This is a genomic window from Dactylosporangium sp. NPDC051541 (genome assembly GCF_044454505.1).
Classification (GTDB): Bacteria; Actinomycetota; Actinomycetes; order Mycobacteriales; family Micromonosporaceae; genus Dactylosporangium.
The window spans coordinates 1,247,143-1,264,868 of sequence record NZ_JBITDU010000002.1 but is presented as its reverse complement, the minus strand read 5'-3'; the positions used below and the strand labels follow the sequence as shown (position 1 = coordinate 1,264,868).

General features: G+C 74.6%; 19 protein-coding genes. 4 read left to right on the top strand and 15 right to left on the bottom strand.

All coding sequences use genetic code 11. The features are described from left to right. Positions 1–5 precede the first annotated feature (5 nt). The 4 genes from ACIA8L_RS13375 to ACIA8L_RS13360 all read right to left on the bottom strand — a co-directional run bounded on the left by ACIA8L_RS13375 (position 6) and on the right by ACIA8L_RS13360 (position 3,980). Positions 6–527: a CGNR zinc finger domain-containing protein gene (locus ACIA8L_RS13375; protein ID WP_395903866.1), complete on the bottom strand. Its 522-nt coding sequence runs from the start codon at positions 525–527 to the stop codon at positions 6–8. A 47-nt stretch (positions 528–574) separates the two neighbouring features. Further along, positions 575–2,146, bottom strand: a complete 1,572-nt coding sequence (locus ACIA8L_RS13370; RefSeq protein WP_395903864.1) for a fibronectin type III domain-containing protein — start codon at positions 2,144–2,146, stop codon at positions 575–577. Positions 2,147–2,219: 73 nt separating this feature from the next. Beyond that, a complete protein-coding gene (locus ACIA8L_RS13365; RefSeq protein ID WP_395903862.1) occupies positions 2,220–3,158 on the bottom strand; it encodes a DMT family transporter in 939 nt (312 codons plus the stop codon). Positions 3,159–3,257: 99 nt separating this feature from the next. After that, positions 3,258–3,980, bottom strand: a complete 723-nt coding sequence (locus tag ACIA8L_RS13360) for an SDR family oxidoreductase (protein WP_395903860.1) — start codon at positions 3,978–3,980, stop codon at positions 3,258–3,260. A 152-nt stretch (positions 3,981–4,132) separates the two neighbouring features. Here ACIA8L_RS13360 and ACIA8L_RS13355 point away from each other — a divergent pair, with 152 nt between their 5' ends. After that, the gene (locus tag ACIA8L_RS13355) at positions 4,133–4,996 is read left to right on the top strand and encodes a helix-turn-helix domain-containing protein (RefSeq protein ID WP_395903859.1); all 864 of its coding nucleotides are present in this window, start codon (positions 4,133–4,135) and stop codon (positions 4,994–4,996) included. A 24-nt stretch (positions 4,997–5,020) separates the two neighbouring features. Here the strand turns inward: ACIA8L_RS13355 and ACIA8L_RS13350 are convergent, their stop codons facing one another. The 8 genes from ACIA8L_RS13350 to ACIA8L_RS13315 all read right to left on the bottom strand — a co-directional run bounded on the left by ACIA8L_RS13350 (position 5,021) and on the right by ACIA8L_RS13315 (position 12,400). After that, positions 5,021–5,509 carry a hypothetical protein gene (locus ACIA8L_RS13350; protein WP_395903857.1) on the bottom strand — a complete coding sequence of 163 codons (489 nt, stop codon included), beginning with the start codon at positions 5,507–5,509 and terminating at the stop codon, positions 5,021–5,023. A 180-nt stretch (positions 5,510–5,689) separates the two neighbouring features. Beyond that, entirely contained in the window at positions 5,690–7,642 is a 1,953-nt protein-coding gene (locus tag ACIA8L_RS13345) for a glycosyl hydrolase 53 family protein (protein WP_395903856.1), read from the bottom strand. Next, entirely contained in the window at positions 7,639–8,982 is a 1,344-nt protein-coding gene (locus ACIA8L_RS13340; protein WP_395903854.1) for a glycosyltransferase 87 family protein, read from the bottom strand. Before ACIA8L_RS13340 ends, ACIA8L_RS13345 begins: the two co-directional genes overlap by 4 nt. After that, positions 8,952–9,368, bottom strand: a complete 417-nt coding sequence (locus ACIA8L_RS13335; protein ID WP_395903852.1) for a hypothetical protein — start codon at positions 9,366–9,368, stop codon at positions 8,952–8,954. Before ACIA8L_RS13335 ends, ACIA8L_RS13340 begins: the two co-directional genes overlap by 31 nt. Next, complete coding sequence (locus ACIA8L_RS13330; protein WP_395903850.1) at positions 9,365–10,495, bottom strand: molybdopterin-dependent oxidoreductase; 1,131 nt, start codon at positions 10,493–10,495, stop codon at positions 9,365–9,367. Before ACIA8L_RS13330 ends, ACIA8L_RS13335 begins: the two co-directional genes overlap by 4 nt. Then, a complete protein-coding gene (locus tag ACIA8L_RS13325) occupies positions 10,471–11,115 on the bottom strand; it encodes a methyltransferase domain-containing protein (protein WP_395903848.1) in 645 nt (214 codons plus the stop codon). Before ACIA8L_RS13325 ends, ACIA8L_RS13330 begins: the two co-directional genes overlap by 25 nt. Then, the gene (locus ACIA8L_RS13320) at positions 11,112–11,735 is read right to left on the bottom strand and encodes a DUF2064 domain-containing protein (RefSeq protein WP_395903847.1); all 624 of its coding nucleotides are present in this window, start codon (positions 11,733–11,735) and stop codon (positions 11,112–11,114) included. Before ACIA8L_RS13320 ends, ACIA8L_RS13325 begins: the two co-directional genes overlap by 4 nt. A gap of 11 nt (positions 11,736–11,746) precedes the next feature. Then, on the bottom strand, positions 11,747–12,400 hold the full coding sequence (locus ACIA8L_RS13315; RefSeq protein WP_395903845.1) for a glycosyltransferase family 2 protein: 654 nt from the start codon (positions 12,398–12,400) through the stop codon (positions 11,747–11,749). Between the two features lie 113 nt (positions 12,401–12,513). Here ACIA8L_RS13315 and ACIA8L_RS13310 point away from each other — a divergent pair, with 113 nt between their 5' ends. Together ACIA8L_RS13310 and ACIA8L_RS13305 are read left to right on the top strand one after the other, a co-directional pair. After that, positions 12,514–13,545 (top strand): NAD-dependent epimerase/dehydratase family protein, encoded by a 1,032-nt coding sequence (locus tag ACIA8L_RS13310; protein ID WP_395903843.1) that lies wholly within the window; start codon positions 12,514–12,516, stop codon positions 13,543–13,545. Between the two features lie 114 nt (positions 13,546–13,659). Continuing rightward, complete coding sequence (locus ACIA8L_RS13305; protein ID WP_395903841.1) at positions 13,660–13,836, top strand: hypothetical protein; 177 nt, start codon at positions 13,660–13,662, stop codon at positions 13,834–13,836. Between the two features lie 169 nt (positions 13,837–14,005). Here the strand turns inward: ACIA8L_RS13305 and ACIA8L_RS13300 are convergent, their stop codons facing one another. After that, positions 14,006–14,908, bottom strand: a complete 903-nt coding sequence (locus tag ACIA8L_RS13300) for a nitroreductase (RefSeq protein ID WP_395903840.1) — start codon at positions 14,906–14,908, stop codon at positions 14,006–14,008. A 615-nt stretch (positions 14,909–15,523) separates the two neighbouring features. Here ACIA8L_RS13300 and ACIA8L_RS13295 point away from each other — a divergent pair. After that, complete coding sequence (locus tag ACIA8L_RS13295) at positions 15,524–15,727, top strand: cold-shock protein (RefSeq protein WP_395903838.1); 204 nt, start codon at positions 15,524–15,526, stop codon at positions 15,725–15,727. Between the two features lie 48 nt (positions 15,728–15,775). Here the strand turns inward: ACIA8L_RS13295 and ACIA8L_RS13290 are convergent, their stop codons facing one another. Further along, positions 15,776–16,411, bottom strand: coding sequence for a response regulator (locus ACIA8L_RS13290; RefSeq protein ID WP_395903836.1), 636 nt, complete (start codon positions 16,409–16,411; stop codon positions 15,776–15,778). Continuing rightward, positions 16,363–17,664, bottom strand: a complete 1,302-nt coding sequence (locus ACIA8L_RS13285) for a sensor histidine kinase (protein WP_395903833.1) — start codon at positions 17,662–17,664, stop codon at positions 16,363–16,365. The genes ACIA8L_RS13290 and ACIA8L_RS13285 overlap by 49 nt, the downstream gene beginning before the upstream one ends. Between the last annotated feature and the right edge of the window lie 62 nt (positions 17,665–17,726).

Sequence of the window (17,726 nt, the reverse complement as noted above, 5' to 3'; positions counted from 1 at the left end):
GCCTTTCAAGCGTCGGGGGTACTGCCCTGACGGCGCCGGAACGCCATGGATTTGGCCCGGTTGCCACAGGCCGCCATGTCGCACCAGCGCCGGGAACTGTTCCGCGAACCGTCGAGAAACACCCACCGGCAGTCCTCGCCCCGGCACGCCTTCAACCGCGCCCAGCTCGGCCGGGCCGAGGCCCGCAGCAGCGCCAGGACGGCCGCGGCCCCGATGTCCCGGGCCAGGTCGCCCCGGTGCTCGGCGCGCAGCCCCGGAACGCCGCCACCGAAGTCCGGCCGCACCGCGAACCGGTCCAGGGCGGCGGCGTCCACAGTGGCGTCGATGCCGTTGTTGCGCAGCGCCAGGGCCCGGATCACGCCCCGCAGGTCCCGCAGCACCGCCACGGCCTCGGCCTTCGCCGGCCGCGAGGCACCCGCGCCACCGAGGCCCCGCCACCACTGCCGCACCGCCCGGCCGTCGGCGAGCTCGTCCTCGCCGAAGTGCGCGGTGTTGGCCACGGCGATCAGCAGGGCTTCGTCATCCACGCAACCATCGTACGCGCTTCACCGGTTTTGGTCCGGCCCCGGCCGGCTCAGGTCCGCGGGGTCCGCACCGTCACGGCGCCCGAGTAGGCCGACGGCCCGCCGGCGTTGAACGCCCGCACCCGATAGGTGTAGCTCGTGTTGCGGGCCAGGCCGGTGTCGGTGAACGTGGTCGCCCCGGCCCCGGTGTTCGCGACCGGCGCGAACGCGGTGCAGCCCACGCCCTGGCAGCGTTCGATCCGGTAGCCGGTCTCGTCCGTGGCGTTGTCCTGCCACGTCAGCCGGGCCTGGCTGCGCGACACCGCCGTGGCCGCGAGTCCGGTCGGCGCCGCCGGGGCCGTCCCGCCGCCGGTGACGGCCGGTGTGGTCGCGGCGATCGGGATCGCGAGGGGCTGGGTGGCCGCGTCGGCCGCGGTGCAGGCACCCACGGCGTGCGCCCGGCCACCGGCGGCCGCGGCGCCGAAGAACCCGCAGTTGTAGGACGTGCCGGGCCGGGGCGCGGCCACCGCCGTCCACGTGTGGCCGTCCCAGTGCTCCAGCAGCGGGTCGCGGGCCCCGCCGGCGGCCGAGGCGGCGGTGGTGCCGGCCGCCCAGACGTCGTCGGGGGCCAGGACGGCGAGCCCGGTCAGGGTCGTCGAGGTGGCGTCGGAGCTCGGACCGGGGACGACCGACCAGGCGGTACCGTTCCAGTGCTGGACGATCGCCTGCGACTGCCCGGCTCCCTGCGCGTCGGTGTAGAGCACGTTGCCGGCCGCCCAGACGTCGTCGGCCGCGAGCGCCTTGACCGCCGTCAGGTTGACCCGGTTGACGGACCCGCCGCGGACCACGTCGACGGGGTCGGCGCGGGTCCAGGCCGTACCGTTGAAATGCAGTGCGAACGGGTGGGTGACCAGGCCCTGGTCGTCGTTGCTGTAGTAGCCGGTCGCCCAGGCGTCGTCGGCGGTCCGGGCCGTCACCGCGGTCACGACCACGTTCTGGGCGTTGTCGCCGATCGGCGGGACCGTCGACAGCGACCAGCTGCTGCCGTTCCAGCGCTGGATGGCCGGGCGGTGCAGGTCCGGGCCGAAGAGGTAGCCGTTCCAGCCGACCGCCCACACGTCGTCGGCCGCGCGGCCGGCCACGCCGAGCAGGATGTTGTAGAAGTTGAAGCTCGGCAGGACACCGTTGGGGCTCGGGATCACCTTCCAGGCGGTGCCGTCCCAGTGCTCGGTCAGCGACCCGGAGTAGGAGAACCCGTTGGCGGAGGTGTACCCGACCGCCCACACGTCCCGGGCCGAGACCGCCGCCGCGGCGTTGAGCACGTTGCTGTTGCCGGTGGTGTTGCTCAGCACCGCGTTCGGGGTCGGCACGGTGCTCCAGCGGGCGCCGTCCCAGTGCTCGGCGAGGGTCTGCTGCGGGCCGGTGCCGAAGAGGTTGGTGGCACCGACGGCCCAGGCGTCGTCCGCCGCGACCGCCGCGACGGCTTTGAAGCTGCTGTCGGCGCCGACCGTGGCCGAGCCGGCCAGACTCCACGAGGGCGGAGCGGCCGAGGCCGAGGCCGAGGCGAGCGCCGGCGGCGCCAGCGCGAGCGCGACCGCCGTGGCCGCCGCTACAAGCGTTGGCCGGTAAGGGTTTGATTGCATGGGAACCACCGTTCATCCGCGGCCGCCGATCCGGCAAGGCCTCGAGCAAGGGCGTAAGAGCCTCGTAATTCGGCTATGAGACGGCGCACATCGAGCAACCACAAGGGTTCTGTGCGCCCGGGGTCGCCCGCAGGAGCAGGGCCAGGGCGGCCAGGATCGCCACACCACCGGCCAGCTGCGGCAGGGTCGGGCGGTCGCCGAGGAAGACGACGGCCGTCAGGGTCCCGATCACCGGCGTCAGGTTCATCAGCTGCCCGGCCCGGGCGGCGGGCACCCGGGCGATGCCCCGGTTGTACGCGATGCTGGCGACCGCGCCGCACAGCACCACGCCGATACACGCCGTCCACGCTGCCGCGCCCGCCGTCGGCAGCCGGCTGCCGCCACCGGCCCACGCGGCCAGCACGAACGGGGCCGTGCTCAGCGCACCACCCGCGGTCTGCCAGGCACCCGCGCCGAACTCGTCGCCGTCCTCGGCGGTGGCGCCGAAGCGGCGGGTGGCGACCAGGAAGACCGCCCCCGCCACGACGGCGCCGAGCACCAGCAGGTTGCCGGCCGTGGAGCCGGTGTCCGGACGGTCGGCACCGGGGCCGAGCGCCACCAGGGCACTGCCCGCGAGCCCGACGACGAGCGCGCCGATCCCCCGGCCGCGCAGCCGCTCGCCGAGCACGAGCACGGCCAGCAGCACGGACAGCAGCGGGTCGACGGCCACCAGCAGACTGCCGCTGGCCGCACTGGTCCGGGCCAGGCCGAGATCGGCCAGCAGGAACGTCGCACCCGGAAACAGGCTGCCGAGCAGCAGGTTGCGCACGGCGCCACGCCACCGCAGCCGCCCGCGCAGCGCGGCCACGCCGAGCAGCACCACCGCGGCGCCGATGAGCTCGACGGCCAGGAGGTCGGCCGGGCGGACCGCGTCCAGCGCGACCACCGACACCGTGGTGCTCGCCCCGTACAGGGCCGACGAGAGCAGGATCGCCGCCTCGCCGGACGCTGTTCGCTTGCCGTGCGGTGCCACCGTTCCTCCATCCGCGCGCCGACGTCGTGCAACCGGTGTAACGGTTACACCGGTTAGCAGTACCGTCAACCGGTTAATGGCTTTCGGTGGTTGCTCTGGCTACATGGAGCCCATCTGGCGCTCGAACGCCGCCGGGTCCTCGCGCCAGGCCCGATGGCCCTGCTGGGCCATCGGGTCGGGGAAGATGGACTCCTCGCCCGCCTCGACGCCGTCGAGGAGCGCCGCGGCGACGGCGGCCGGGGCGGTCTTCGGGATCGGGAAGTCGCGGATCATGTCGGTGTCCACGGCGCCCGGGAAGACGCCGTGCACGGTGATCTTCCGGTCGGTGAGCTGGGCGCGCAGGGCCTGGGTGGCCGAGGCGGCCGCCGCCTTCGACGCGGAGTAGCCGCCCATCGCCGGCACGGCGCCGAAGACGACCAGGCTGAGCACATTGACGATGGCCCCGCCGCCGTTGTTCTCCAGGACCGGCACGAACGCCCGGCTCAAGGCGAGCGGGCCGACGAAGTTGGTGCGCAGGTCCGCGTCGATCGCGGCGAGGTCACCGTCGAGGGGGTCGGCGAAGTGCAGCGACCCGCCGTTGTTGATGAGCAGGGTCGCGTCGGCGGCGGCCGCGGCGGCCCGCGCGATCTGGTCGAGGTCGGTCAGGTCGACCTGGACCGGGTGCACGCGGCTGTCGGCGGCGGCCAGGTCGGCCACGGTCTCCGTCCGGCGGGCGGCCGCGTAGACCTTCGCGGCGCCCCGGTCGAGCAGCGCCGTCACGAGTGCCCGGCCGAGGCCGCGGTTCGCCCCGGTCACCAGGGCGGTAGTGCCATTGACCTGCATTGCGTATCTCCCGAGTCGATGGGGTTGGGTTCGCAACCACCATCGCCCGGCCGGCGGGCGCGGCCCATTGCCCTGCCCGACCACCGGTTGCCCGGGAACGTAGGTCTGACAGGACCAGGCACCGACCGGCCCGGCCCGGGCATACTGGCGCTATGGATCGCCGGACGGAGCTGGCCGAGTTTCTGCGTTCCCGCCGGGCCCGGATCAGCCCCGAGGCGGCCGGCCTCCCGCTGTATCACGGGCGCCGGCGGGTCCAGGGCCTGCGGCGCGAGGAGGTCGCGCAGCTCGCGGGCGTCAGCGTCGACTACTACGTGCGGCTCGAGCAGGGCCGCGCCACCAACGCCTCGGAGGCCGTCCTCGACGCCGTCGCCCGCGCGCTGGGCCTCGACGCCGAGGAGCGTGCGCACCTGCGCCGGCTGACCCGGCCGGCCCGCGGGGTGCGCCGCCCCGCGCCGCCGCAGCGGGTGCGTCCGCAGGTGCAGCACCTCCTGACGGCCATGGCGGACGCGGCCGCCTACGTCGTCGGCCGCCGCACCGACGTCCTGGCCTGGAACACACTCGGCGCCGCGCTCATCACCGGCCTCGACACGCTCCCGACCCGGCAGCGCAACTTCGCCCGGCTGCTGTTCGGCGACGAGCCCGCCGCCCGGGCCCTCTTCGCCGACTGGCCGGCCAAGGCCCGCGACCTCGTCGCGTTCCTGCACGTCGACGCCGGCCGCCACCCGGACGACCCGGCCCTGGCCGAGCTCGTCGGCGAGCTTTCACTGCGCAGCGAGCTGTTCGGCCGCCTGTGGGCCGACCACCCGGTCAGCGACAAGGGCCACACCACCGCCACGATCCACCACCCGCTCGTCGGCCCGGTCGAGCTGGCCTACGAGGCGCTGCGCCTGCCCGAAGACCCCGACCAGATGCTGGTCACCTACAGCGCCCCACCGGACTCGGACGCCGCCGCGGCACTGCGCCTGCTCGCCTCCTGGCACGCCGACCCGGCCCCACCACTGCGCGACCGCGCATAGGCGCCGATCGACCGCCGGGTGCCGTCAATGCAAGGCGGCCTTGAGGGCGATGAGGGCCACGCCGAAGCTGCCGGCCACGACCGCGGACATGATCCGCTCGGCGGTGCTCAGCCCGCCCCGGTGGCCGATCTCCCAGCCGGCCAGCCCCAGCAGGACAGTACTGGAAGCCAGGGCGACCAGCACCGCCCGAAACTGCCCGACCCCGAACAGATCCAGCGCGACCAGCACGACCAGCGGCAGGACCGAAGCCGTCACGATCTCCCAGCCTCCGGACAGCTGCCGGCGCACCGCGGCCCGATCCGGCCGCCGCCCGTCGTGGATGCGCTCGGCGACGAGCCGGGCGTAGCGCTCGGCGCTCCAGTACACGGCCAGGGTGACCAGCACGGCGAGCGCCGTCCCGGCCGCGGAGTGCGCGTGCGAGGCCGCCATGACGGAGCCGCTCACGATCAGGCCGTAGATACCCGCCGCGGTGGCCTCCTCGTTGCCCCGCCGGACCAGTCGCCGCACCCGCACGATCCCGGCTGCTACCCGGGACCGAGCACTTCAGCCACGGCGCCGCCACGACCACCCCCGGCTCACCCGCACCCACGGCGGGACCTCCACGACGGCGCCGATGCCGGCGCGTTGGCGGGGTCGGGGTTCAGGCTCACGACCGGGTGGTCGTGCTCGGCGGTCGGGCGTGACGCGGACCGGCTACGGGCGCTTCGGGCCGGGCGGTGCGTGGAGGACGACGGTGCCGGCCGGGGCGGCGGCGCCCGGGCCGCCGAGGGGGCTCACGGCTCGGACCGATACCGCGTATCGCACGCCGTTGCGCAGGTTCGGCAGGGTTGCCGACACCGTGCCGTCGGCCTGTGTCGTCACCGCCGGGGTGCGCCAGGTCGCGCCGCCGTCCACGCTGATCTGGTAGGTCAGGCGGGTGGGGTCGCCGGCCAGGGGTGGGCGGAGCGTGACGGTCAGGCGGCCGTCGCCCGGTTGCAGCCTGACCGAGGTCGGCGCGGGCGGGGGCACCAGGGCGTAGGCGTTGATCGACGCGTTCCACTGCAGGACGGGCCACGCCGACGTGCTCCAGTTGACCATCGACTGGAAGTGGGCCGGCTCCCAGACGAGGGCGCCGAGGCCGCGGTTGTCGGGCAGGTTGTTGACCATGTGGAAGACCCGCAGCAGCGCGTCCTGCTGGCCTTGCACCGAGATCGGGTACGGCGAGTTCGGAATCGGATCGCTGAACGCCGACGGATGCGAGGTCTCGGCGATGTCGATCTTGTATCCGGGGTGCTGGGCGGCGAGCGTCTGGAGCTCGGACTCGAAGACGTCGGGGGTGCCGTGCCACTCCGAGTAGTACGAGAAGCCCATGACGTCGATGTTCTGGCCCTTGGCCCTGATCCGCGGCAGGTACTGGTCCCAGAACTCCCGCGTCCGCTCGAACTGCCCGTTGTCGATGATGACATGGGTCTCGATGCCGATGTGCACGCGGTTGGCCGCGGCGACCTCGTGGACGGCCCGGATGCCGGCCGCCTGCAGGGTCGTGAACCGGTCCCAGGCGGCCTCGTAGGCGGCCCGCCGCGCCGGGTCGGTGGCCTTCCAGTCGTCCCAGTCGATGCCGCCGCCGGGCGTGGACGTGAACGCGGGGTCGTTGTTGAAGTAGCAGTCGTAGCACCAGTCGGCGGGGTCGGTGAACCACGGTCCGGGGCGTTCCGACCCCCAGAGGAATCCCTTGATCAGTTCGTTGCCGACGGCGACCTTGTCGGGCACGGTGCCCTGCGCGACGAGCCGCTGGATCGTGTCGCGCGTGTAGTCGTGGACCGCGGTCACCAGCTGGTCGAACGGCAGCGACGCCCACGCGGCCGGCTTGGCCTGCTTGCTCGGGTCGGCCCAGGAGTCGGAGTAGTGCAGGTCGACGCCCAAGCCGAGGCCCAGGCTCTTGACCTGCCGGGCCACGTCGAGCGTGCGGTCGGGCCCCTGGTAGGCCGGGTTGAGGTAGGCGCCGGTCTTCTCGTCGCGGGGCGTGTTGAACACCCGCAGGCGCACATAGCGCATCCCGGCATTGCGGGCCGAGGTGAGCACGTCCGTCGCCGTGGCCGGGTCGTCGACGTAGTAGGTCAGGTGGTCCTGGTTGTCGTCCTGGTCGGCGTAGGAGATGTCGGCGCCGACGACCAGGTCGGGCCGCAGGTAGTTGTAGACCTGGAGCTCGGCGATGCCGATCCGCGCGCCCGGGGCGGCACCGAGGATCTTCACGCGCACGAAGCGAACCCCGCGCGAGCGGTCCGCGAACGTGGTCCAGGCGCGGCCGTCGGCCGAGGCCTCCACGACGTAGCGGTACGCCGCATCCGGCGTCGGGAACACCACGCGGACCTGGCGCAGGTTGTCGTATCCGCCGCCCAGATCGAGGCTGAGCCACTGGTCGCCGCGCCCGGTGGGTTGCCACGCCGTCGTCTCGTCCGCGTCGGTCGCGAGGGACGCGGTCCGGCCTCCGGAGCTCGCCGCCGGCCGCACCCACGGCTTGCCGGCGATGTTGTCCGCGACGCCGCTGCCGGGGGGCGGTGGCGGCACCGCGGCCTCGGCGGCCGTCGGGGTGGAGAGCATTGCGGCCGCGCCGATGGCGGCCGCGGCGCAGGCGGCGATGAACCGGCGTCCCGTCTGACGATTCATGGCGCCATCATGCCCGATGGATCGGGCTGTTCGTCCCGCGTGACAGAATGCGTTGACAAATGTCGCTGAATCGATCGGGCGGCGAGCCCGGCCGCCACGACCGCGAGGGCGGTGCCGTAGCCGATGCGCTGGGCGGTCGCCGTGGCCAGGCCGAGGTCGGGGGCGAACTGGGCGAGGTACGCGGCGGCGGCGACGGTGAGCCACTCCCACGGCGCGCCGTAGGCGACGAGCATGACCAGCAGCAGTGCGTACCACGGGTAAGCGGGCGCGGCGACCAGCAGCGTCACCGTCACCATCGCGGCGGCCGCGCGCCACGGCCGGTCCGGGTCGGCCCGCCACCACACGGCGACGGCCGCCACGGCCACGATCGCGGCGGCCGCGGGGGTGGTCAGCGCGGCCGGGAGCACGGCACTGAGCAGCGCGAACCGGGACCCGTCGGTGTAGCCCTCCTCGTGCAGGTACCCGGGCAGATAGCCGAGCACCCCGGGGCCGACGGCGAGGACGTGCGGCAGGTACACGGCGGCGACCGCGCCCACGGCGGCCAGGCCCACCGCCAGGGGGCGCCGGCGCAGCAGGGCCGGGGCGAGCAGTGCCGGTGTGAGCTTCGTGGCGATCGCCAGGCCCCAGGCGAGGCCGCCGGGCACCGCGCGGCCGCGGGCGAGCAGCCACACGGCGACGGCGGCCAGGCCGACCGCGACGACGTCGACGTGCGCGTTGTTGCCGGCCTCGAGGGCGACCATCGGGCACCACGCCCACAGCACCGCCCGGCGGGGGTCGCGGCCGAGCGCGGCCAGGGCCCGCCACAGCAGCGCGCCGACGGCGGCCGCGAACATGGCCATCACCAGCTGCAGGCCCCGCACGCCCGGTGCGAGCGCGGCGACGGCCGCGAAGAGGCCCTCGGCGACCGGCGGGTAGATCGTGGGAACCGTCGGGCGGTTGATCCGGGTGCAGGCGCCGTCCGGCAGGCACCAATGCGCGTCCGGCGACCACAGTGGACCGTCGCGCAGCGGGGCCAGTTCGGGGGCGGCGGGCGGGTACCGGTACGGGTCGACATCTGCCAGCTGCACCCGGCCGTCCCAGAGGTAGCGGTACAGGTCGTCGCTGCTGGCGGGCGGCGACATGGCGGCGGTCAGCGGCAGCAGCACCCCGCCCAGCAGCACCAGGGCCAGCGCCGTCCGGCGGTCCAGCCGGGCCACCAGCCACGCGCCGCCGGCGAACGGGGCGAACGAAACCAAGTACCATCGGCCGGGCAACACCAGGGCGGCCATGACGGCGGCGAGGCACAGGACGGCCCCGATGCGGCGCCCGGTCACCGTCGCCGCCTCTGTCGCCGAAGCCACCCGGCCGCGGTCCAGGCCCCGGCCGTCGCGGCGATGACCGCCAGGATGAGGAGCAGGTTGCGGCCGTAGTGCTGGGGGAACGCCGAGGGGTTGTCGGCGATGCGGCCGGCGCCGATGACGAACGGCAGCGCGACCGCGCTCACCGCCGCCGCGACCACGAGCGCCACCCGGACCGGGGCCCGCGCCGGCGCCGCCACGAACCGGGCGACGAGTGTGCCCGTGAGCAGCACGAGCGGTACCACCACGAAATCGTGGGCGACGAGGACGGCCGCGGCGAACGCGAGCCGGCCCCACAGTTCGGCGACGGGCGCCTCGACCCACCCGGAGACGCCGAAGGCCACCAGCGCGAGGCCACCGGCCAGCAGCACAAGACGAAGCAGCTTCATCGGTACTCCACCGTGACCGCCGAGACCCACTTCGTCTGCAGGACGCCAGGCCGGTTCGGGGCGATGAGCCGGCCCGGGTACCCGTGGTCGAGGTCCAGCGGTTCGCCGCCGAGCCGCAGCGCGATGAGAGTGAGCGGGTCGCGGGCCGGGCCGGGCTCGACGACCGACTCCCGGTAAGGTCCGTCGGGCTGCAGCGACTCCACCCGCACCGGACGGTCGGTGTCCGCGGCCCCCACCAGGCGCAGCAGGTCGACCAGGCGCACACCGGTCCAGGTGCCGGTGGCGCTCCACCCTTCGACGCACGCGATCGGCAGCTCGACCGTCGTCTGCGGCAGCGCCTCGAGGTCGGCCAGGCCGAGCGCGTGCCGCCCACCCGGCCCGGTGACGATGAGCCGGTAGGCGGAATCGGCCCGCACCACCCGCGCCGCCGCCGCCGTCTTGTTGACCGGCAGCCCCTGCGGGCCGACATCCGGCCGCCGTGGCGCCAGCAGCGACACCCGCCGCAGCGGCGCGAAGGTCTGCCCGATCGTCGCCGCGGTGACCGTCGCGGCGGCCGCCCCGGCGATCGTGAGCACCCGGCGCCGGGCCGGATCCGGTGGCCTGACGGCGGCCCGCGCGGCCGGCAGCTTCGCGGCCAGGTGGAGCAGGACGGCGCCGGCGAGGAGGTACGCGGTCCAGTAGTGCGCGCCGACGAAGCCGAACGGCATCGCCGAGTACCAGTAGGCGATGTTGAGCACGCCGGTGACGAGTTCGAACACGGCCGCGGCGGACAGCAGCCCGACGGCGGCCCGGTCGAGGGCGTGGCCGGCCCCCTTGACCGGCGGCCAGGTGAACAGCTTGGGGAAGACCGACCAGACCTTCGCGGTCAGCAGCGGGATCGCGGCCAGGCCGCTGGCGACGTGCAGCCCCTGGGTGATCCGGTAGAGCTGCACGGGCCGCGACGGCCAGTGGAACCACACCGGCGGATGCTGGACGAGGTGGCTCAGGACGCCGGTCAGGAAGCAGATCCCGAAGGCGATGCCCAGCCACATTCCGAGCCGCGCGGTGAGCCACCGCGACCGCAGCGGGCTGGTGAACCGGGCCGGCAGCGACCGGGCCAGGGTCAGGGGGTCAGGCGGACGAACCATCGGCCGGCCTCCGTCCAGGTCTCGGTGAGCCGCAGCGCGGCCGGGTGGGCGATCGCGGCGATGTCGTCGGCGGCGACGAACGCCCACGGGAACGGCGTGCTGACCCGCCCGGAGCCGGCCAGCGCGACCGAGCCGTGCCAGGTGCCGGAGCCGGGCGGGTCGACCTCGGCGAGGACCGTGCCGGCCGGCCCGATGAGACGGCGGCACCGGCGCAGCAGCCGGGCCGGGTCGCCGCCGATGCCGATGTTGCCGTCGGCGAGCAGGGCGCCGGGCCAGCCGCCCTCGCCGGGCAGCGGGCGGAAGAGGTCCTGGCGCAGGACGGGCGCGCCGCGGCGGCGGGCGTAGCGGACGGCCTGCGGGCTGATGTCGACGCCGAGGACGCGGCGCCCGCTGCCGTGCAGGGCGGCCGCGAGCCGTCCGGGGCCGCAGCCGAGGTCGACGGTACCGTCCGGGCAGCGGGCCAGCAGCGAGCCGTCCCCGGGCCGGTGCTGGGCGTGCCACGCGTCCGCGTCCAGGGCGCGCACGGCCGCGCCGTCGGGGCCGAGCAGCCGCAGGCCGGCCGGCTCACCCTGCTCCGCCCGGCGCAGCGCCGCCCCGAACACCGCCACCGGGGCCGTCATGCCGCGGTCCGCAGCGCGGTGAGGGTGCGGGCGAAGCGGGTGCCGGGGCGGGCGGCGGCGGCCGCGTCGGCGTCCGGGGCGGTGTCCACGTCCCGCAGCGTCGCGGTCGTCGTGACCCGCAGGCCCCGCGCGGTCAGGGCGGCCCGGGTGCGCGCGAACGTGTCCGATGAGGACATCGGCACGGCCGGGAGCACGGCCGCCGCCGCCGGATCGCGCAGCGCCAGCGTCCACCAGCCGCCGTCCTCCGCGGGGCCCAGGACCGCGTCGGCGTGTGCGAGGGCGGCCGCCGCGGCGATCACGTCCGCGACGCCGAGCTGGGGCGTGTCCATGCCGACGAGGAGCGTGGCGACACCGGGGCGGGCCGTGTCGGCGAACGCGGCCGCGAGGCGCTCGCCCAGCCCATCGCCGCGCTGTGCGATGCGGGCCCAGCCGGGCGGGGCCGCGAGGGGACCGTCGGCGACCAGGGTGCGGGCGGCCGCCGGGACCGCGGTGAGGACCTCCACGGTGTCGGCGATCGCGGCCGCGGCGAGGTCGGCCGCCTGCTGCGGTGTCCACGGTGGACACAGCCGGGTCTTGACCCGGCCCGGGAGCGGCGCCTTGGCCAACAGCAACAACTGCATCGGGGGTACTGTCATGACGCCAGCACCCGGCTCATGTCGCGCACGGCGCGCAGGGTGCCGCGGACCGTGCCGGTGACCTTCGAGCGCCCGCCCGCGGTGCGCGGCGCGTAGTCGACGTCGACCTCGCCGATGCGCCAGCCGGCCGCGGCCGCGCGGACCATCATCTCCAGGGGGTAGCCGAAGCGGCGGTCGGTCAGCCCCAGCTCCAGCAGCGCTTCCCGGCGCGCGGCCCGCATCGGGCCGAGGTCGTGCACGAGCATGCCCGTGGTGCGGCGCAGGCGCCAGGACACCACCGCGTTGCCGGCCCGCGCGTGCAGCGGCCAGGCGCCGCGTTCCGTCGGGCGGCGGCGGCCGAGCACCAGGTCGTGGCTGCCCGCGGCGATGGCGGTCGCGACCCGCGGCAGCTGGCGCGGATCGAAAGAGCCGTCGGCGTCCATGAAGCACACGACGTCGGCGGTGGCCGCGGCCAGGCCGGCGTGCGCGGCGGCACCGAACCCGCGCGGGGCGGCGGGCACGACCGTGGCGCCGAACGCGGCGGCGATCGCGGGGGAGCCGTCGCGCGAGCCGTTGTCGGCGACGATCGGGTGGAAGCCGCACGGCATCCGGGACAGCACCCACGGCAGGGCGGCGGCCTCGTCGAGGCAGGGCAGGATCACATCGGGCACGGTGGGGACGCTACGGACGAACCGGGCGCAGGGGTCTTACGAAGTGCTTTCGCACTATTACGAACCGCGAACGCGGCCGGTCGCGCGGGTCCGGCGGCCCTAGCGTGACCGGCATGCGCATTCTCGTCACCGGCGCGGCCGGGTTCATCGGCGGGCACGTCACCGCCGCCCTCCGCGCCGCCGGGCACGACATCGTCGGCCTCGACTCCATGCACCCCATGGCGCACCGGGCCGGCGCCCTGCCGGAGGGGGTGCGGCGCGGGGACGTGCGGGACGCGGCCACGGTCGCGGCCGCGCTCGCGGGCGTGGACGTGGTCGTGCACCAGGCGGCCGTCGTCGGGATGGGCGTCGACCTCGGGGACCTGCCGGAGTACGTCGGCTGCAACGACCTCGGCACCGCGGTCCTGCTCGCCGGGATGGCCCGGGCCGGGACGCACCGGCTGGTCCTCGCCAGCTCCATGGTGGTCTACGGCGAGGGCGCCTACACGTGCCCCGACCACGGCTTGGTCGCACCGGCCGAGCGCACCGCCGCCGACCTCACCGGCGGGCGGTTCGAGGCCCGCTGCCCGGCCTGCGCCGCCGTGCTCACACCGGGCGAGGTCGACGAGGACGCGCCGCTGCGGCCGCGCAGCGTGTACGCGGCGACGAAGGCGGCCCAGGAGCACCTCGCGGCGGCGTGGGCGGGCGCGAGCGGCGGGTCGGTGGTGGCGCTGCGGTATCACAACGTCTACGGCCCGGGGATGCCCCGCGACACGCCGTACAGCGGTGTCGCCGCCATCTTCCGCTCCGCCCTCGAGGCCGGCCGGGCGCCGCGGGTCTACGAGGACGGCCGCCAGCGCCGCGACTTCGTGCACGTCGCCGACGTGGCCGCGGCCAACGTCGCCGCCGTGCGGGCGACCGGGGCCGGCGCGGGATTCCGGGTGTACAACATCTGCTCCGGCGTTCCCACCACGGTCGGGCGGATGGCGTCGGTGCTGTCGGCGGCGATGTTCGGGCCCGAGCCGGTCGTCACCGGCCAGTTCCGCGCCGGCGACGTGCGCCACGTCGTCGCCTCACCGGACCGGGCCCGCCGCGAGCTCGGCTTCGCCGCGGCGATCGCCCCGGCCGAGGGCATCCGCGGCTTCGCCACGGCGGCACTGCGATAGTTCAGCTCCGCGGGCCGGTGGGTCGAACAGCGACCGGGGCGGGCGGCGCCGGGGATGCGGGGCGTAGGCTGTGTGCAGGCGGCGCCGGACCCCCTGGCCTGCATTGGAGCTGACATGACCAGTGAGACAGCGTCTCCGCACGCTTCCGGACCGCACGGATCGCTCTTTCTCGCGGCCGCCGAGGCCGCGGCGCCGCCGCCGGCGCTGCCCGCGCCGGACGACAGCGAGGCGGCCCTGAGCCGGCTGCGGACCCCGTTCGACGTCCAGCCCGGTGACGTGTCCCCGTCCTGATCCGGCGATCACGTCCGCCGGCCGGCGGTGGCTCTGCTCTCGGCCTGGCGGCGGACTCTGTTCGACGCCGAGCCGGTGAGGTGCCCGCGTCCTGATCCGGCGATCACGTCCGCCGGACGGCGGTGGCTCGGCCCTTGCCCCGGGCGACGGCCCCGGATCGGGGACAACGTCAGCGTCGATCGATGACCTGGACGACCGGCGCGCGGCGGGGGCCGGTCGGTGACATGGCGGCGCGGCCGAGGCGCAGCAGCAGATACGGGTAGCCGACGCAACCGATCATGATCTGCACGGCCTGCCGCGTGGCGACCACCTCGACGGCCGCGCTCAGCGGCAGGACGGAGACGCCGGCCGTGGTCGCGGTCAGCCAGCCGGCCGACAGCGCCTCGCCCGCGCGCAGCCAGTCCTCCGGCTCGTCGGTATGGCCGTACAACAGCGCGAACGTCGCACCGCGGCCGTGGGCGGAGACGGACGGCCCAGCGCCGTTCGAACGGTCCACCGCCCCGGACGGGAAGGGCCGGCCACCCGAGGCGGCCCGGGCCAGGTCGAGAACCTCGTCCGGGTAGAGCACGTGGAGCGACGTCTCCTCGCCCCGCACCGCCGAGGTGATGGCCTTGAGCTGGGCGGCCACGATCGGGGCGCCGTCCACCGTCGTCCGGTCGGTGCGGCGCATCGGGATACTGCTCATGAGTGGGGCATCCGCCGGCTCGGCCGGCCGGCGCTCCACGAGCCGCAGTGACGCGAGCCGGTCCGGGTCGGCCGGGTCCGGCCGGCGGTCCATCGTGAACTGCCAACCCGCCGCCGCCAGCGCGATCCGGGCGTGGTGGAGGGCGGCCCCGCAACTGATGATCGCCAGCCGCCCGTCGGCATCGACCGCGTGATCGATGTCCGTGCGGTCGAGGTGCAAGGCGAGGGTGTTGCCGGTCAGCCGCCACCGCCACGGCTGGCTGTCCGGTATCGACGGTGCGAACCCGGCCGTGTTGGCCGCGGCGGTGAGCGCGTGGACCACGGCCCGGGCGGCGATCGGGTGGATCGTCGCACCGGCCGGTCCGACCCCGCCCGGCTGCGCGGTCACCGGGCCCGTCGAATCGTGCCGACGATCGGGTCTGGGCTTGAACTGTATGACCGGCATCTGGGCAGACCTCCGAAGCGCCGCCGCGAATCGGCGGGTGCAGGCGAGAAGGAGTAGTCGCCCCGGCCACATGCGGCCGCATCACAACGGGCCGCCGGGTGAGCCTACGCCCGTTGAGCGCAGACCCCTGTGACGGCCGTCGCGTTTACCCGCCGATACCTCAGGAAACGCCGGACCCCGCGCGCCGTGACCGGGCGCCACCGGCATCACGTGCGACTCGTTCAGCGCCGAGCGTCGTTCGGGCCCGGACGGGGCACGGTCGTCAATCGCAGGCCGTCCGGTCGCTCCTCGATCTCGAAGCGTTCCGCGGATGCTACTCCGAATCCGCCCGGCCGCTCGATTCGTCATGCCGCCCGGTCCGGCGTGTTGGCACGGAGGGTGCCGCTGAAACGTGTTACGGTCACCGAGTCGCAGTCGCGCGCACCGTATACGCATCCAGCACCTGGTGGGTATCTGACCCCCAGGTGTTTTTTTCTGGGGCCGATCTCCGGGTCGAGCGGCACGATGCGACGCCGGGCCATTCATGCTGAGCTCGGATTCCGACTTTCAAGGAGTGACATGACGACCGGTACCGTGAAGTGGTTCAACGCTGACAAGGGTTTCGGATTCATCACGCCCGACGGCGGCGGCGCCGACCTGTTCGCCCACTTCACGGCGATCACGTCGAACGGCTTTCGCAGCCTCGACGAGAACCAGCGCGTCGAGTTTGACATCACGCAGGGCGCCAAGGGTGCGCAGGCCGCCAACATCCGCGTTCTGTAGAGCCGCGCCGCGTGCTCGTGATTTCGTCGTTCACGCGTTGAGAGTCGTTCACGCGTTGAGATAGGTGAGCACGGCGCGGACCCGCCGGTTGTCGTCGTCGGAGGGCGGCAGGTCGAGCTTGGCGAGGATGCTGTTGATGTGCTTGCTCACGGCCTTCTCGGTGATCCCGAGCTTGGCCGCGATCGCGGAGTTGGAGCGGCCCTCGGCCATCTCGCCGAGCACGCCGCGCTCCCGGGCGGTGAGCACCGCCAGCGGCTCCCGGCGGGCGAGCAGCTGGGTGATGACCTCGGCGTCCATGGCCGTGCCGCCGGCGGCGACGCGCTGCACCGCGTTGATGAACTCGCCGATGTCGGACACCCGGTCCTTCAGCAGGTAGCCGACGCCGCCGTGCGGTGAGGCGAGCAGTTCCCGGGCGTAGAGCGGCTCCACGTGCTGGGAGAGCATCAGCGTCGGCAGCCCCGGTATCTCCGTCCGGGCCGCGATCGCCGCCTGCAGCCCCTCGTCGGTGAACGTCGGTGGCAGCCGGACATCGATGACGGCGACGTCCGGGCGGTGCTCCACGAGGGCGGGCAGCAGATCCGGTCCGTTGTCGACGGTCGCGACGACCTCGAAGTCGAACGCCTCCAGCAGCCGGGTCAGACCGTCCCGGAGGAGGGTATGGTCTTCGGCGATGACAACGCGCACGGCAGCTCCATGGTGATGACGGTAGGTCCCGACGGTGGACTCGACAACGCCACGGTGCCGTCGAACGCGGCCAGCCGGCGCTCGATGCCGCGCAGCCCGGACCCCCCGGACGGGTCGGCGCCGCCGATGCCGTCGTCGGTGACGACGATGGTCAGGACCCCGCCGGCGTGCCGCAGGGTCACCGACCCGTGGCGGGCGCGGCTGTGCCGGACCAGATTCGTCAACGTCTCGGCGACGGCGAAGTAGGCCGCGGACTCGACCGGCGTGTCCGGCCGGCCCGGCAGGTCGACCTCGACCGTGATCTGGACCGGCAGCCCGATCACCAGCGCGCGCACCGCCCCGGCGAGTCCGCGCTCGGCCAGCACGGGCGGATGGATGCCGCGGACCAGGTGCCGCAGCTCGACCAGGGCCGCCCCGGTGGACTCCCGGGCCTCGGCGAGCATCTTGCGGGCGCCGGCCGGATTGCGGTCGAGCAGCTCGTCGGCCAGGCCGATCACCATGCTCAACGACACCAGGCGGGCCTGCACGCCGTCGTGCAGGTCCCGTTCGATCCGGCGCAGCTCCGCCGCCTGGGCGTCCACCGAGTCGGCCCGGGTCACGGTCAGCTGGGTGATGCGCAGCTTCAGTTCGGCGGTCTTCGTCGGGGCGAGGAACAGGTGCGCGAAATGGGCGTCGACCCGGCGCAGCCAGGGTGCCAGGGACAGGCCCGCGGCGAGGATGACCGCGCCCTGCGGCAGGCAGAGCAGGCCGGTGCCGATCGACTCGGCCGACCAGATCACGCCGTAGCCGTACCAGCCGGTCCCGAGCCAGATCCACAGCGGCGTCAGGGTCAGTCCGACGATGCCGTACAGCGGCAGGAGCACACCGATCGCCCCGAGCCCGCACCCCACCACCGCCCCCGGGAGCAGCCAGGCGAGGTCGCGCCAGGTGGCCGGATCGGTCACTGTCCACCGGAAGCGCTGCCAGCCGCCGGGCAGCGCCCGCTCCGGCTCCGGATGATACGGGCGGGTCACCAGCACACCGGTCCTGGACGCCCGCCGCCGCTCCAGGTCGGCGCGCATCCGCACCAGGCTCATCACCCAGGGGGTGAGCGCGAGGCCCAGGAAGGGCACCGGGCTGAGCGCCAGCGCGACGATAGAGATGACCAGCAGCGGCAGGTTGGTAAAGGCCAGACCGATCGCTGCCAGGCCGGACAGGGCGCCCCGCGTGCCCCGGCCGGCCCATCGGCCCACCAGGCTGCCGGTCCCGCTCACGCCTCCCATTCTGCCAGCCTCCTCCGGGGGCTCACCGGTGGTGCTAGCACCCCCACGGCGGG

Bases quoted from the DNA above. Each gene is read 5' to 3' on its own strand.
- ACIA8L_RS13330 (WP_395903850.1), bottom strand. From the start codon at position 10,495: ATGGTTCGTCCGCCTGACCCCCTGACCCTGGCCCGGTCGCTGCCGGCC.
- ACIA8L_RS13305 (WP_395903841.1), top strand. From the start codon at position 13,660: ATGACCAGTGAGACAGCGTCTCCGCACGCTTCCGGACCGCACGGATCG.
- ACIA8L_RS13320 (WP_395903847.1), bottom strand. From the start codon at position 11,735: ATGCAGTTGTTGCTGTTGGCCAAGGCGCCGCTCCCGGGCCGGGTCAAG.
- ACIA8L_RS13335 (WP_395903852.1), bottom strand. From the start codon at position 9,368: ATGAAGCTGCTTCGTCTTGTGCTGCTGGCCGGTGGCCTCGCGCTGGTG.
- ACIA8L_RS13310 (WP_395903843.1), top strand. From the start codon at position 12,514: ATGCGCATTCTCGTCACCGGCGCGGCCGGGTTCATCGGCGGGCACGTC.
- ACIA8L_RS13355 (WP_395903859.1), top strand. From the start codon at position 4,133: ATGGATCGCCGGACGGAGCTGGCCGAGTTTCTGCGTTCCCGCCGGGCC.
- ACIA8L_RS13360 (WP_395903860.1), bottom strand. From the start codon at position 3,980: ATGCAGGTCAATGGCACTACCGCCCTGGTGACCGGGGCGAACCGCGGC.
- ACIA8L_RS13345 (WP_395903856.1), bottom strand. From the start codon at position 7,642: ATGAATCGTCAGACGGGACGCCGGTTCATCGCCGCCTGCGCCGCGGCC.
- ACIA8L_RS13295 (WP_395903838.1), top strand. From the start codon at position 15,524: ATGACGACCGGTACCGTGAAGTGGTTCAACGCTGACAAGGGTTTCGGA.
- ACIA8L_RS13370 (WP_395903864.1), bottom strand. From the start codon at position 2,146: ATGCAATCAAACCCTTACCGGCCAACGCTTGTAGCGGCGGCCACGGCG.
- ACIA8L_RS13325 (WP_395903848.1), bottom strand. From the start codon at position 11,115: ATGACGGCCCCGGTGGCGGTGTTCGGGGCGGCGCTGCGCCGGGCGGAG.